Source organism: Pantoea sp. X-Soil-TKNS-1280, from assembly GCF_059730475.1.
In genome coordinates, this window is record NZ_AP035962.1 from 1,773,951 (window position 1) to 1,789,131 (window position 15,181).

A 15,181-nucleotide genomic window follows, 5' to 3' on the forward strand; every position below is an offset into this window, starting at 1 on the left:
TGTTTCAGGCCGATGCTCATAAGAGCATTTCCTGAATTTTACCCTTTTTCTGATCGCCATCGCCTCTGCGAACAAGGACACCGCGCCAGATATGTCACTCATCACCCATACATTAGCAAACCTCACAAAAGCCTTGCGTACTGCGTTGCGTGTCTCAATTGAATGCAATGAGCGTAGCGAAAACACCCATAAAATTTTAAACGTGTTACGTCAGGTTGAGCTGACGCTGATGCTGCATCAACAACCTATCTATGCGATTGCCGGTACGCAGGGAGCGGGTAAAACCACCCTGGCAAAAAGCCTGCTGGGCATTGACGATAGCTGGCTTGAAGCGAATCCGGGGCGGGGCGAGCAGATACCGTTATTTATTGAGCAGCGGCACGATGTTCAGGGTGATTATCCGCAATTTATTTATGTCTGTGCTCACCACAAAACCGGTGAAATTTTTGACAGCCAGCCGCGCAGTGGCGATGAGCTGAAACAGATGCTGCGTGACTGGTCGCAAATGGTGAATCAGGAGATAGAAGGGGGAAAAATCCTCTATCCGAAATTAATCATTAATAAGTCAGACAGTTTTATTGATGAAGAGATGGTCTGGGCACTGCTGCCCGGTTACGAGATCAGCAACAGCCAGAATCATCGCTGGCAGGGCATGATGCGGCATGTCATGGTCAACGCCAGAGGCGTGTTGCTGGTCACTGATCCGACGTTAATGGCAAATACAAACCAAAGCCTGCTGGTGAGCGATCTGTGCAGTGTGTTCGCCGATCGTTCTCCGGTGATCGTCGTGACCAAAACAGAAAGCCTGAACGATGCGGAGAAGGCCGAAGTAAAAGCGAGCGCCGCCGCACTGTTTCATGTGACCTCATCACCGGTGGTCGCTGCCGGTGTCGATAATAAAGCGCAGTGGATAGGCGAACTCAGCGCTGCATTTGCTGAGGGTATCCATAATAGCGCCGCTTCCGAAGCGGCCGCGATTGAACGTTTGATGGCTCTGGTCAATGACGATGTTGCGGATATTATTGATAACCTGAATCTGCTGTACGCGGAGCAGGACAGTGGCGAGGAGCGTACCGTTGCTATTCTTGAAGCGTTCGATAAAGCAGCCGGGCACTATGAACAGCAGCTGCGTAAAGCCATCAAAAGAGAAACGGACGGGCATCGGCAACAAGCCACTGATTATTGCCAGCGTCGTTATCAGGAAGAAGAAGAAGGGCTGGCTAATAATTTAAAAGGACTCGGTCGTCGCCTGATATTGCAGGGAGCGGAGATTGATCGTGAACGCAAAAATCGGGTACTGGACGCCTGGCAAGCCCGCTTTGAGCAGCAGTCTCTGGCTGATCACAATATGGTCGCTCTGGAAACGCTCAACCGCCGTGAGTTAAGGCATTACGGTCTCTCTCAGGAGACGCTGTCACCCCAACGGTTGACTTCGCCCGCGGCGACAATGGGCTATTTGTCGGTGGCTGAGGAGGATAATTCGTCCTCGCTGGCCCCTTTGCGTCATCTGCTGGGATCGGCTGCAACAAGCGATGCGCCGCCGCAATTAGACCAGCTTTCCACGCTATTAAAAGTGCTGCCTGCCATGACGATGGAATATGCACGCGGTTGGCTGGCGATCAACCAGGCGATGCCCGCAGCGTCAGAGCTAACCAGCGAGTTGCGGCCACAGCAAATTCTCGACGCGATTTTTAGCGCGCAGAGTAGCATCCACCCGGTGAAAACCGCGCTGATGGCGTTTATCGGTGCCGACGCAGCAGACGGCACGCTGGATGGCGAAGTGGGCACACCGCAAAATGAGGATAGCGGCGTATTTACGCCCGTCGCGATAGCAGGGAAAGCGATGCTGGTCGGCGCGGCGGTTTTTGCGTTGTATCAGGTGGCGGGCGTGGTGAGTGAGAGTGATAAAGCTCAGGCCTGGTATATTGAACGGATGATGAAGGAACTGGCGCAATATAATGAAAACGTCATCATCGAGCGTTATCAGGACACGATGGGCGATCTGCGTCAACTGATTGAAATCAACCTCAACCGTTTATTTGGTGTGCAGGATGTCCTCACGCAGAAAAGCTATCTCTGGTTAGCTATTCAGGGACTCACGACGGTACAGAAGGAAGCCCGGCAGTATGAAGCCAGTATCAAACAATATCTGGCGTGATATTTGCCACGAGCGCTATCGCTGGGCGGAAAATAGCTACATCAACCTGCTGCGTCAGGTTGATGCCGAGCGGTTAATCCAGCCTCATGCAGACATCTCCCGCCAGATATCGGTGATTGTCTATGGTCCGACACAGGTGGGAAAAACATCCCTGATTCTGACCTTACTGGGCGTCAGGGATGACTGTTTTAAAGAGCTTAACCAGTTGCTGCGTGGTGGGCAGACATTAGGTAAAGCGTCAACGGCGCGAACTTACCGTTACCGGATATCACGGGATGATGCCTGGTATTTTAGCCACAAAGACCAGGGAACAACCGCCTGGTCGGATGGCGGGGCGGCCGATATTTTCGCCAGCCTGCGTGAAGAGGTTCAGGCGGGCAGGCGCTACTTCGACAGTATCGACGTATTTATTCCGCAACGTTTCTTCCATCCTCAGCAGCGGCAAAATGGCTTGTTAATCCGCGACCTGCCGGGTATTCAGGCTGCGGATGACAATGAAAGGGAATATGTGACTCAGCTTGCCAGCCAGTTTATTCGCTCGGCGGATGTGATCCTGCTGACCGGCAAAGCGGATTATTTAGGCTTTCTGAAACCCGAGGAGTTGGGCAATGACCTACTGGCTGACTGGTTCTGGCAGCCACATCGCTACAAAGTTGTATTAACCCGGACTTTTAGCAACAGTTCCATCCGGGAAATGTTGCGCCGTGTTTCCCCCGATAAATGCTGGCTGCAGGCTTATTTGTTTGAGCAAATCAATACGCTGGAATTGCAACTCCCGGCGGAAATGCGCGAACACATTTATCCGCTCGAATGTGGTCACTCCTGGCAAACCCTGATTGAGGGGGGTGACGATTATGGTGACTATTGCCAGCGGTTGCGCGAGCAGATATTAACCGACCTGCGCCATAGTATGCTGCAGGCGGTCCATCCGCTTTCTCGTTTACGTACGGGATACGCGTTACCTGAATTAATTATCCGCCACCGGGACAGGTTGCAACAACAGTACACCGAGCTGCACAGCACGCTGGACAAAGAACGGGAATATTACCAGCGTAAACAACAGCAGCTGTCGCGCACTCTGGCTGAATATGCCCCCCATCTGACAAAGAGCCAGACACGCCTGGACAGATTGCAGCGGCTACGCGAACGGCTGAATAAAAGACAGACGCGCAACGCGCATCAATCCATCGCTGTGCCACCGATGGGCGCAAGAAAGGTCAGTGCCTTACTGAAAATGATTGCTGGGGCAAGAGAAGAGATGGCGCTTCATCCGGCGTTAAAGCACCTGCCTGCCCATTTCGCTGCGCAACAGATTAACCACCATGCCTTCACGGCGATTGAGCAAAAGCTGCATGGCTATCATACGGATAATTATCTCTTTGCCAGCAACTATAAGCATGACTATCAGGAAACGATCGAGGCGATCAAACAACACCTGAAACTGATCACCACATTAGCCGCTAATTTCCAGCGTAGTGAGCTGGAGAGACACATCAATGAACATCGCCGTCGCCAGCAACGTTTACAACGCCACGCCACCCGGCGAGACAAGCTCCTGACGGCAGTGGCCAATAAACTGGCGCGCATCATTGCGCAGCAACAGGAGTTAACGCACAGCCATACGCGTGACGAGGATCATTATCAGCAGCTGATTGGCGAGAGTCGTCGCTTTCAGGAACTGATTAGGATGGCAAAAAATGAAAGGGCCACTCTGATCGAACAACACATTATGCGTACGGATATTGGTCAGGCTGAGCGACTGGCCTGGGTACTCGCTGCCCGTGCGTTAAAGAAAGACTACGAATATGTCAGAGCATTAGGAGAGTAGTGCATGTCTGTGGAACATGACCCGGTTATTGCGCAGGATAATGACGAGCGGATGCTGGATGAATTGGTGCAGGAACTGTTTCTGACCTTGCTGACACGTGAGCTGGCGCAACAGAAAGCGGTTATTGAAACCATTAATGATAACGTCTCGTATCAGGCTGGCGAGTCATTAAAATCGTTAAAACGGGAGATCAAACTTTCCATCAGCACCCTGGCGGATGCGCAGCAGGAATATCAAGAGGAGCAGGCCATCGCCAGGGAGGAATATGAACAGCGGCTGGAGAGCAGCTTCAGGGAGGAGGGTAAACGTATTATTGCTCACCTGCTGACCTCGACAGAACACCAGACCCGGCTGGAGCAGCAGCTGGCTGCGCAGTTAACAGATTTACAGCAACAACATGCCACACATCATCAGCGATCAGGTCAGATGCTGAACAGCATTAAATGGCTGCTGGCAGGGCTGGGGGGCATCAACCTGCTGCTGTTTGCGGTTGTCATCATGATGTATTTTCTGGGGCATCGATAATCATCCGCGCATGCAGGCTTGTCCGGATATGGTGCGTCTGGTGCACCATGACTTTTCTCTGGCACGGATAAACGGACGCACAGGCAGCGCATGACGCGTCCTGATTAAACTGGCACAACTTCTGCATTCATTTCCTCAGGCTTGTATACAAGGCCGCATACCGGCCAATGACCTGGGGGAATACACCTTGCACAACAATGATAAAGAGAAGATTAACGCCAAGCGTCGCCAGATGATGAAATATTCCATGCTGGCATTAGGTGGCGTCGCGCTCAGCGGCATGCTGGGCAGCGCATCCGCTCAGGCGGCAGATGACGAAATCCTGATTGGCTACTGGCCGATTGTGGGTGGTCTGCCGTTATATGCCGGTATTGAGAAAGGGTTGTTTAAACAGGCTGGCGTGAATGTGCGTGCGGTGAAATTTGCCAGCCCGCAGCAGGTCGTGGAAGCGATGATCACCGGGCGGATCCATGGTTGCGCTAATGGCACGGCCACTGGCGCGCTCGGCCTGGGAGCCATTACCAGCCCGGACCTGTTCAAAATCATCTGTTCTAACCCCTCCAATGAAAAAATGGTGCTGGATGAGTTTCTGGTGCCAGTCAACAGCACCGCAAAATCCATCAGCGATCTGAAAGGTAAGCGTATCGCCAGCGGTCCGGGCATTCAGAACGTCACCATGGCGAAGATCATCCTGGAAAAAAATGGCTTCACCGATACCAAAGTGATTGAGCTGCCGGTGGGGCAGCATGCGCCTTCGTTAGCCGCCGGACAAATTGATGGCGTGTATACGCTGGAGCCGACCGGCACCGTCGCGCGCATGAAGGGCATGGGGAAAGTGCTGGAAACCGGGGTGATTGCAAAATATGTGCTGGGCGATGCCAGCGCGCCATGGTTTGGTGGCGCGGCGGCACTCACCAGCAGCTTTATCAAGGCTGATCCAGCGCGGGCGAAGCAGGTGATTGATGCCTATGGTGCCGCGGTCAAATTTATCCAGCAACAACCGGATGAGGCGCGCCAGTATGTGGCAGGTTACACCGGGATTGAGGCAGCGCTGGTGAAAGAGGTGCCGTTGCCGGGATTCGTGATGTATGACCAATTAACCGGCAGCAACCTGCAATGGTTCCAGAAATTTTATGACGTGTTCACTGAACGGAAAATTTTCAGCAAGCCGCTGCAGGTGGAATCCCTGATCTATCGGGCATAAGGAGAAGTGCAATGATGCAGATATGGCGTCGCAGATTGCTGCCGTTGATCGGTCCGTTGTTGTTATTTCTGCTGTGGCAGACGGCGGTCAGCGCCAAATGGCTTAACCCGGTATTGCTGCCTTCACCCGGCGAAACCCTGGGTTATCTGTTTAGCGCGCTGGCTGATGGCAGCATGAATCGGGACATCGGGGATACGCTCTACCGCACGTTGATGGCGTTTATCGTTGCCGCAGTGCTCGGCGTCCCGTTGGGGGTGATGCTGGGCAGTAGCGAGCGGCTGTATCGCAGCGTCGAGTTTCTGGTGGATTTCTTCCGCTCAACCCCTTCTTCGGCGCTGATCCCGCTGTTTATGCTGATCTTTGGCATTACCGATACCAACAAAATCGCCATTGCCGCGTTTGCCGCGGTACTGGTGATCCTGTTTAACAGCGCCTACGGGGTAATGAACGCTAAGAAGACGCGCATTATGGCGGCGCAGGTGATGGGTGTTTCATGCTGGCATGTGTTTAAAGACATCATGCTGATGGAAAGCCTGCCGCAAACCTTTGTCGGGCTACGGACCGGTGTTTCGATGGCACTGGTGATCGTCATCGTCGCCGAGATGTTTATTGGTTCGGAAACCGGACTGGGACATCGCATCATTGATGCGCAGCAGTTATTCAATATCAAAGACATGTATGCATCGATTCTGATCACCGGTGCATTCGGTTATCTGCTGAATCTGGGTTTTCTGCTGATTGAAAAACGCTGTGTGCACTGGAGTGGCAAAGCATGAACAAACCCGACTATCCTCAGCCCAATACCCATGTGACGATTCGCGGACTCGATAAAAGTTTTGCCGGACAACCGTTGTATCAGGATCTCAACCTCGATTTACCGCGGGGGAAGATTGTTTCGATATTCGGCCCCAACGGTTGTGGTAAATCGACGCTGATGAACATGATTGCCGGATTGATTCCGGTCGATCGCGGGCAAATTTTGTTCGACGGTAAAACCCTGGCCGAGACCAATATTGGTTATGTGTTTCAGAATTACCGTGATGCGCTTTTTCCCTGGTTAAGCGCCTGGCAGAACATCGCCTATCCGTTAAAACGGCAGGGGATGAAAGCGGCAGCGGTGAAACAGCGCGTGGCAGAGTTGGCGGAGATGTTTGATATTCGCTTCGATTTGCAGCGTTATCCGTATGAGCTGTCCGGTGGGCAACAGCAAACGGTATGCATCATGCGTGCGCTGGCGACCGGACCAGAAGTGATGTTTCTGGATGAACCGTTCTCGGCGCTGGATTTTGAGATGACGCTATTTATCCGCGATAAATTGCAGCAGGTTCAGCTGGCGACGGGTGTGACGATGTTGATTGTCTCGCATGATCTGGAAGATGCGGTATTTCTGGCGGACGAAATCCTGCTGCTGACGCGCCGTCCGACGCGTGTTGCCGAAATTGTCCCGTTTGAGCTACCCCGTCCGCGCACTGCCGAGATGATGAGCCACCCGGAGTTCGTCCGGGTAAAAGCGCATACGTTGGCGGTGTTTAAACGGGAAATGGCGAGTTAACTCACCTATCTCAGGTGCGAATGAATTCGCACCTGAGATAATGTAGGGTCGGCATCCATCACCGCCCGCCAATGTGACGCAACGTTGCAACCTGAATTTAATAGTGCCATTAAGACAAATCTAACTTTGTGCCGGAAGCAAGGACGTTATTCCTGTGGGCGTCATCAAGTAATTCACCATAGCGTAGTAAGAATTTATCAGCCCACTCAGCACCGTACATCGCAATACCCGCATTCAGAACGTCGCTGAAAGTTTCATATCCCCTGGCGGAATATTCGCCTTTCTCAGAAGGAAGCTGTATATCAGGTAAACGAATAACCGTGCCAATAGCAATCTTACCAGAAGCAGGAAGATCAGGGTTCTTATGACGAAGCTCCGTTTTAATTTGGCTGATGCTATCCCTGATGCGAAATTTCTCCTTAAATTCGCTGGCCAGCATATCAAATGGGAGATCCCAGGTAACAATGATACCGTCGGATTCTCTCCTGAAGGACATAGAGGATATTGAAGTTTCAGACAAATAAAGCGCTGTTCCCGCAGGGATGGGAGCAAAGCGACGGTCTGGTTGGTCAAAATCATTGTAGCGATTGAGGAAATCGTCAACCCACTGGGTGCCATGCTTGTTAATACCCGCATCCACCACATCATTGAAAGATTCGTACCCTTTGGCTTTATATACGTTCCCGCTTGAAGGGAGTTGAACACTTGGAAGACGAACAATTGTACCTACTGGTATACTTCCTGATACCGGGAAATGTGGGTTTTTAGTGCTAAGTTCAGATTTTATTTTTCCGATGTCTTCCTCAAGATTGAATTTATTTTTTAATTCACTGGACAACGTGTCAGGCGTAATGCTGCTGATAAGAACCGCTTTGCCGTTTTCAATCCTGAACGAATTAGAAAATGCTGGGTTTTCAGTTAAATAAAACGCTGTGTCGGCAGGAATAATAGCATCCCAACGAGATGTCTGACTATAGTCGATATAACGGCGCAGGAAATCCTGAGCGGTGTTTTTGCCGAGCATATTTGTTATTGCAGTATAGAGATCATGAAAGGATTCATAACCCCTCGTCTTATATACTTTTTCTGTTATCTGAAGGTCGATATCCGGTCGGTTCAGTATTGTACCACGAGGGATGATGTTTGATATTGAGATATCTGGGTTGCTGCGGCGAAAAGCATCGCTAATGTCATGTACTGATTTATCTTCATATCGATAATTCTGCTTAAACTCCCTTGCTAATACAGAAAGAGTAACAGGTACACTAAGAGTTATTTTTTCATCGCTGTTTGAGTATATCTCTCCATTTATCTTAAGTCGTGTTTCTGGAGGCAGAACGTTATTCCTGTTATTTATATCTGCATAATTGCTATTAAGATGATAGCATTTCATCGCCTGGTCAAAACCATCCCTGCTCTCAATGGCGTCTAAAAAGTCACCAAATGTCTCATATCCATGGGTTTCATAGATATCTCCTGACGATGGCAACGTAATATCTGGAAGAAAAATATCGGTCCCTGATCTGATATTTCCGGTTGCAGGAAGCTCTGGGTTTTTGCTGCGTAATTCTGCGACAAAATTCACGTTTTCATCCCTAATGCCATATTTCCGGATTAAATCATCTGCAAGGTTTTCTATTGTGCTATCAAGGGTAGTCGTGATTTTTCCAGCGGATCTCTGAAAGCGTAAAGCAGCGCTCAGAACGTCGGCAAGATCGAATGATTTAGCTACAGGCAGTATTTTATTAGCATTTGATTCCTGTGCTAAATCACCATTAAGGACAGAAAATAATGCCGCAGACTCAGGGCCATACTGCTTCTCAATGGCGGCCTTGATATCATTAAAAGATTCATCACCCCGTGTCACATAGGGCTGACCTGCTGCCGGAAGCTGAATGGCGGGCGGATTAAGCACGGTTCCCGGTGCAATAGTTCCGGATGCAGGCAGTTCTGGATTTTGTGCGATAAACTCTTCTTTAATTTCGTCCGTCTCTTCTTCGAGGTTGTAAGCCTGTTTATATTGGTCCGCAAGTGATTCCATGGTGGTTGTCTGATTAACCGTGATTGATGACCCGTCCCGTTTAAAAGAGACACCAATGAAACGGGCCAGACCAGAGGTTTTGATCTGCGTGTTTGGCATATGCCACGGAAAATTACGCAGCCTTGATAGACGCAGTTTACCCTTCGTGTCACGCGTGTAAGTTGCTTCGGTTGCCACGTAGCTGGGCTGGCGACCATTCCAGCTTACGTTTTCTGATACAGGTTTTTTCCCCGGTTTTGCTGGCGCAGGCATCGTATCTTTATAATATGTTGTGCCGTGACCACCTGGCTCTAACCGACAAGATGTGATGACAACATGTTTATACTGGGAAAATTCAGGGTTCGACTGAATAGTGGCGAGCACTTTTTCTGTCGTGGTACTTTTTCCCGATCGGACAATCATGATATCAGGTGAGGCTATAACTTTCCTTCTGTTCTCAAGCTTTTTATTACGAGTGACATGGTTTTCCTGTAACCCTCTTGCATACGCTTCTATTTGTTCCTTATCAGTCATATAAATAGGTTTCCCAGACTTATCAATATCTTTCTGGTAGACCATTTGTGAATGTTTGTAATTTTTTATTGCGCCTGGCGTATTAGTGCCACGTCCCAAATAGTCTTTATTGTCGCTGGCCACCTGAATGTGAGGTCTGTGCTTATTCTTGACTCCTTCGGCGACAGTTTTTGATGGGTTATCGGGAAGGGATTTCCATGCGTCATTGGCTCTTAAGGGGGACGTACGGAAAGGATTAAACTCCAAATCCTGTTTATTGATGGTAACAAAAGGTGATTTTGACTGGAAATGCCATACTCCTGCAGGGGGCAAATATTCTGTATTAATAAACCCATGTGGTACAGAGAAACTGACTTTAAGATTATCGGGAATAGGGAACTCTGTGGAGTGGGGAATTATACGATTTGATTCTAGTATGTATTTTTTAAAAGTTGAGACATCTCTTGTAGCAATACCGTGCGCATCGAAAATTAAAGTATCCGACTTTTCCGATGTGTTTTTCAACAATGAAAATGTCTTTGTGGGATGAGATAGTTCGATTTTGGCGCCGTAAGGATTTACTGATGTTCCATCTCCTGCAATTTTTCCTGCTGGAAGATCTTTTTTCCCCGGAATGCCAAAGAATTTTGACGACATGACACCATCAGACACAGAGCCGGGAGCAGATTTGACTTTTGTATTTATGGTCGATTTTTTTGGCCTGAGTTTCAGTTGCCTCAGGGCCTGATGCTGACTTCGCTCAGCATGTCGTAAAGCACTGGTGCTGCTAGCCGCCGCCCCTGGTATCTCAAGATATAACGACATCAGTCCGAGAAATTTGGCCTGGCTGTGTTTATCCTCTCTTTCAACCGGGTTGTGTTCCAGTTCTGCTTCAGCATAATCCAGACCATATTCAATCGCGGTGAGGCCCAGGCTAACGGCAATTTCCAGGGGAACTGAGGGTATCAACATCGCGACTAACGAAAAGAACTGGACTGCGTCTTTTGCCCAGCCAATATAACGTTTTTTGTTATAATCCTGTTCGGAGAGTATTAGCAGGTCATCACGGGTTATCCAGCCGTTTTCTTCAATTGTTGCCAGTTTGTCAGCTAACTTGCCTACGGCATTGGCCTCACTGCCTTTCGCTATTTCATTAAATGCATAAGGTTCATGTTTATTGAAGAATCTCAGGTCAACGCCAGGTTGAGTATACCTGCGCACAATTTTTCCACCTGCCTCACGGATGCTTGGCCAATGCGATCCGGTTCTGAAATGCTTTGGCAACCAGAATGCTCTCTTAAGGTCCGGGTCATCTTCGGCTTTCAGTAAAGCCTCTGTGGGTAAGGACGATTCAAGAAATTCCCATGTTTTCTGCGCATACTTCAAATCGGTAAGCGCATCTGGTCTGAATATCATACTGTCGAAAGTATCAGTGTCTTTTAATGTATCGAATGGTTTGATCAGTAAATATTCTTTTTCCGCTCCGGGTTTATTCAGGGGAAGGGCAAATACGCCTTCAATTTCATAATCGCCAAATTTCATGGTCGAAGGGTTAATTCCGCCATTGAGAAGTTTTTGTGCAGCCTGTTGCACGTGTTCAGGTGCACCAGTATTCCTGGCCAGCAGTGACAGACTTTGCAGAATGACACCCTGAGTGACCTCTCTGCGGGCTGTTTTCCGGTGAGGAGCCATCATGGTCAACCTGTCTGATTCAAGGTTGTTTATGACGCTTTTTGATGCATGGTAAGGGTAACGGCCAGATGACCAGGTGGCGGTGCGTGGAGGAGCAAACAGCGGGCGCAGAGCATCCGGCGGCAAGACATCTTTCAGGTCTTCAAAATGCATACGTTCAACCGTGCCACACAGCAGCGACTTTATAGAGTGAGTTTCATATATCGGCCGCTTGATGGCGTTGAAAGTACTGGTTGCAGCAGTGTTTGAACTGGGACGCGTTCGTTTGACGGGTATCAGCGTCTCTGGTGTATAAACGGGTTTTCCGTCAGGCCCCGGAGGTACTAACCGGTTAATTTCTCTCTGGATGAAAACATCGATGCGTGTATTGGCATTGGTGTCTACCGGCCAGCCTTCTTTAATATCCCTGTACAGTTTAATTAGCGATAATTCTGCCTTACGGGCCAGCTTCGCCTGTTCAGCGGCGGTCTGTTCAGCCGTACCTGAACGATAACGTTCAATCTCTGCATTTATACCAGGGGGGAAGCCGGCAGGGTAGGTAACCTGGCTATCCGGAAGAATGATAAATTCGAATAGGCTGGCGAACGTTTCTCTTAAAGCTTGTTTTTTGCCTTCGTCATTGACAAAAATCACCGTGACCATCCTGTCCAGAATGTTGCCGTACCGGTCACTCAGGTCTGCCAGAAACTCCTCAGGTTCGAGCGACAAAAAGGCGTCAGTTGCTCTGGCCTCATGATCAAAGATCACGCCCTCGGTTTTGCTGATGCGCTGGGTAACGTCATTTTGCAACTGCCGCAGGCTGCGGAGCTGGTTGGTTATTTCCACCTGTTCCGGATCGTTGACCACAGGCAAAGACCGAACGCTGTTTAACGTGAGGGCGAGTTCATGTAGCTTCGCTAAAGTGGCCTGGCAGGCTGCCACAGTAGAAGTATTATCCGCTTCACTTCTGAGACGGTTAATAACACTCAGTTGGTTATGTATCAGGGCCATCTCAGGCGCAATGAGAGTGCGAACATCTGATGTGCTATAGGCAGGTTTAGTTGTTGTAGTATTGAGAATTTTATCCATCAGATGTTGTATATACACCGGGTCATGCTGGATGGTGTTATCGCTCCTGCCTTTCAATGCGGGATAACGCTGTCTCATCAGGTCAAGGTCGGTTCCTGCGTGAAATTCTGTTGTGAACGCGTCCATGTAGGGTTGCCGTAGCCGGGTATCAAGCAGCGCCTGCGCCAGAGATGTTGCCCCATTATGGGCCTCAGCAGCCAGCCGCCGTAATGTCGAGCTCAGGTAACCATTGGCTAACAATGCAATCGTGGGTGGTAGTGTCTGCGAAGTCTTTGTTGTTTTTGCTGTCGCGGCTGTTGACGCAGTTTGGCTGGCTGGTGTTGTACTTTTGTCGTTGATTCGCTGTAGTTCGCGGTCGTAAGCTTGCCGCGGATTCCCGGCCATCTCGCGATCAGGCACCTTATAGTCCCCGTGCAAAACTTCGCCGGCAAGTTGGGAGATATAGAGTGAGTCCTGCTGAATTTGATCAACAGTTTTAGTACCTAACGCGGGATCTTCCTCCCTCATGCGTTGTATTACCGTCTGCGGACCCGATACGAGGACATCACCCGTACCCGCTGCCCAATTCGACTCTGCGGTTTTCTCATAAGCATATGCAGCGGCAAAGTCTGCCATATGCTGGGCGCGTGTCTTTTCCTTGATTTCCGATGAGATGTTAGTCCGGCCAGATAATGCCGCACTCTGGGCGCGTGAGATAAATCTCGCCGCCTGCTGTTTGACCTTTTGAGGTAGTGCAGCGACAGGATCCTGCTGTTTCGACACCGTCGTGCGGGTCTTGGTGGTGCCTGTGCTGCGACCCTCAACCCCGGAGAAGGTTGCCGTAAGACCTGCCGCCAGCGCCAGTAGCGGGTTTCCTGTCAGCAGCGCGGAGATGACTCCCGTTGCCACCCCGGACAGCGCAGAATGTGTTCCTGCATCCGCTGTCGGCTTCGGCTTATCTTCCGGTCGGCAGACCGGTGGTGGTGGGGCCTGCATCCCTTTTATCTGCTTCGGGGTGGGGCGGGGGTGTTCCGGGGCAGAAATCCGTTTCACTTCTGACGTAAATGCCAAAGACAGCACTGCCGCCTGTAAGGGATTCATCTTGCTTAACGTTTTTTTGTTTTTTGTCGGGGTCACCGACGCAGGGAAAGCGGGTGCAAAACTTCCCGTATGACCTTGCTGTTCTGCCTGCCAGGCTTGCCGGACTTCTCGCGGCAGCTGGCTGACAACCTCACGCAATAGCTGCAACACCTCTCTGATGTTATCAGCGGTTTCGGGCGCAAAGACCCCGCAAAGAAGTCTCATAAACGCATCACGTTTTACCTGAGAGCTGCCGTCATGCGCATTTTCACCGCTAAGAAGTTCATCCAGACCGCTACGCATGCGGTCGCTGACATTTTTTTCCCAGCGCTGCTCAGCCGTACCATCCATTCCCCTGAGGCGCAGGAAGTCGCGGCAGCAAGACACACTCCATGCCATACTGTTCACTTCACCGATTAACCCTTGCTTTATTTCAGCCAGGAAAGCGTCCGCATCCTGGCGGCTTAAGCCCGCAGAGCCGGGTGAGGTTTCCCGGTAGGCGGCCATCACCAGCTTCAAAAATTCTGTGCGGTCAATCTCGCCTTTTGCATTCATTGCGCTGTTAATCTTGTCATCCAGATTACTGGCATCAATGGTATGTTCCTGGCTGACCCCCTGCGGTAGTGGCCCTTTCAATGCCGCGACAATCTTCAGCACTTTTTTGCAGCGAGAGCCCGTCCACGCCTCCCCTTCAAGCGGCTGCAATCGACTGGTTATAAGGCGGGTTTTGTCCGCTTCGAATAGAGTCTGAACAGCTTCATCGCTTATTCCCGAACTGTATTTCGGAAGCAGGGAAAGTACTTCTTTCAGGAAGGCATCCCGCTCTTGAGTGGGTTGATAGCTATGCAGATTTGTATTGCCAAAGCGGGTTTTTAGCTGCCTGTCACTGATAAACGACGGGCGGGTGATGAGTTCCATTATCTCAGTGACCTGGCTGTAACAATGCGTGTCCCAGTTTTCTTTCTTCATTTGCTGGGCCAGCACTGCGTGACTTGCCCGGAGATGAGCGGCGTAATGCTGGGTTGCGCCTTTGGTTTCCAGCCAGCTGCCGATAGCGCGCACAAAAACGTTAACTTCTTCGGGGGTCACTTGCTCACGTTGGTCGGGATGTTTGATAGACAGTCCTTTACCTGCGGCAATCATCAGCCGGATAAAGTCACCTTTATTGGTGATGTTCTGCAACGCAGCCGAATCCATTTTCTTCAGATTGAGGCCCTTTATGCCCAGGTCAGGAAAGCACAAATGCCCGTTCTGATCTTTCTGATTAATGATTTCGACACCGTTTCTTTTCGCCATAGCGAGTACCAGCTCCCGGACATCACGACCCCAGGTGTCACCGTCAAGTTTTTTAACGTACTCGCCGACCAGACTGAGATCAGAATCCGTTAGTGGGAGGTCACTGATATCTGATAGTTGGTGGGTGGTGACGCCAGAAGTTTCTTCCGTGTAGTGTGCTGTATTTGTCGCTCGGTTTGAGGTTGTTGCGTTCAGGGGCATTTTTTTGATCCGGTTTAAAATAAATAATTCCCGCATTGAACGTCATTTAGAGGGGGGGCACTTTC

At 50.2% G+C, this 15,181-nt stretch carries 7 protein-coding genes; 6 read left to right on the top strand and 1 reads right to left on the bottom strand.

Features of this window, described 5'->3' with window-relative positions; genetic code table 11:
* The first annotated feature begins 91 nt into the window (after positions 1-91).
* From AC6I8X_RS08360 to AC6I8X_RS08385, 6 genes are all read left to right on the top strand, one after another.
* The gene (locus tag AC6I8X_RS08360; protein ID WP_497840883.1) at positions 92-2,158 is read left to right on the top strand and encodes a hypothetical protein; all 2,067 of its coding nucleotides are present in this window, start codon (positions 92-94) and stop codon (positions 2,156-2,158) included.
* The gene (locus AC6I8X_RS08365) at positions 2,127-3,986 is read left to right on the top strand and encodes a hypothetical protein (protein WP_497840884.1); all 1,860 of its coding nucleotides are present in this window, start codon (positions 2,127-2,129) and stop codon (positions 3,984-3,986) included. Before AC6I8X_RS08360 ends, AC6I8X_RS08365 begins: the two co-directional genes overlap by 32 nt.
* Positions 3,987-3,989: 3 nt before the next feature.
* On the top strand, positions 3,990-4,511 hold the full coding sequence (locus AC6I8X_RS08370; RefSeq protein WP_313690301.1) for a hypothetical protein: 522 nt from the start codon (positions 3,990-3,992) through the stop codon (positions 4,509-4,511).
* 232 nt (positions 4,512-4,743) lie between these two features.
* A complete protein-coding gene (locus AC6I8X_RS08375; protein WP_497841021.1) occupies positions 4,744-5,715 on the top strand; it encodes an ABC transporter substrate-binding protein in 972 nt (323 codons plus the stop codon).
* Between the two features lie 11 nt (positions 5,716-5,726).
* Positions 5,727-6,491 carry an ABC transporter permease gene (locus AC6I8X_RS08380; protein ID WP_497840885.1) on the top strand — a complete coding sequence of 255 codons (765 nt, stop codon included), beginning with the start codon at positions 5,727-5,729 and terminating at the stop codon, positions 6,489-6,491.
* Positions 6,488-7,267, top strand: a complete 780-nt coding sequence (locus AC6I8X_RS08385; protein ID WP_313690198.1) for an ABC transporter ATP-binding protein — start codon at positions 6,488-6,490, stop codon at positions 7,265-7,267. The genes AC6I8X_RS08380 and AC6I8X_RS08385 overlap by 4 nt, the downstream gene beginning before the upstream one ends.
* 109 nt (positions 7,268-7,376) lie before the next feature.
* On the opposite strand, the gene AC6I8X_RS08390 is transcribed toward AC6I8X_RS08385, so the two are convergent.
* On the bottom strand, positions 7,377-15,152 hold the full coding sequence (locus AC6I8X_RS08390) for a hypothetical protein (protein WP_497840886.1): 7,776 nt from the start codon (positions 15,150-15,152) through the stop codon (positions 7,377-7,379).
* Between the last annotated feature and the right edge of the window lie 29 nt (positions 15,153-15,181).

Coding starts and splice junctions, on each gene's coding strand:
- AC6I8X_RS08390 (WP_497840886.1), bottom strand. CDS start 15,152: ATGCGGGAATTATTTATTTTAAACCGGATCAAAAAAATGCCCCTGAAC.
- AC6I8X_RS08385 (WP_313690198.1), top strand. CDS start 6,488: ATGAACAAACCCGACTATCCTCAGCCCAATACCCATGTGACGATTCGC.
- AC6I8X_RS08375 (WP_497841021.1), top strand. CDS start 4,744: ATGATGAAATATTCCATGCTGGCATTAGGTGGCGTCGCGCTCAGCGGC.
- AC6I8X_RS08380 (WP_497840885.1), top strand. CDS start 5,727: ATGATGCAGATATGGCGTCGCAGATTGCTGCCGTTGATCGGTCCGTTG.
- AC6I8X_RS08365 (WP_497840884.1), top strand. CDS start 2,127: ATGAAGCCAGTATCAAACAATATCTGGCGTGATATTTGCCACGAGCGC.
- AC6I8X_RS08360 (WP_497840883.1), top strand. CDS start 92: ATGTCACTCATCACCCATACATTAGCAAACCTCACAAAAGCCTTGCGT.
- AC6I8X_RS08370 (WP_313690301.1), top strand. CDS start 3,990: ATGTCTGTGGAACATGACCCGGTTATTGCGCAGGATAATGACGAGCGG.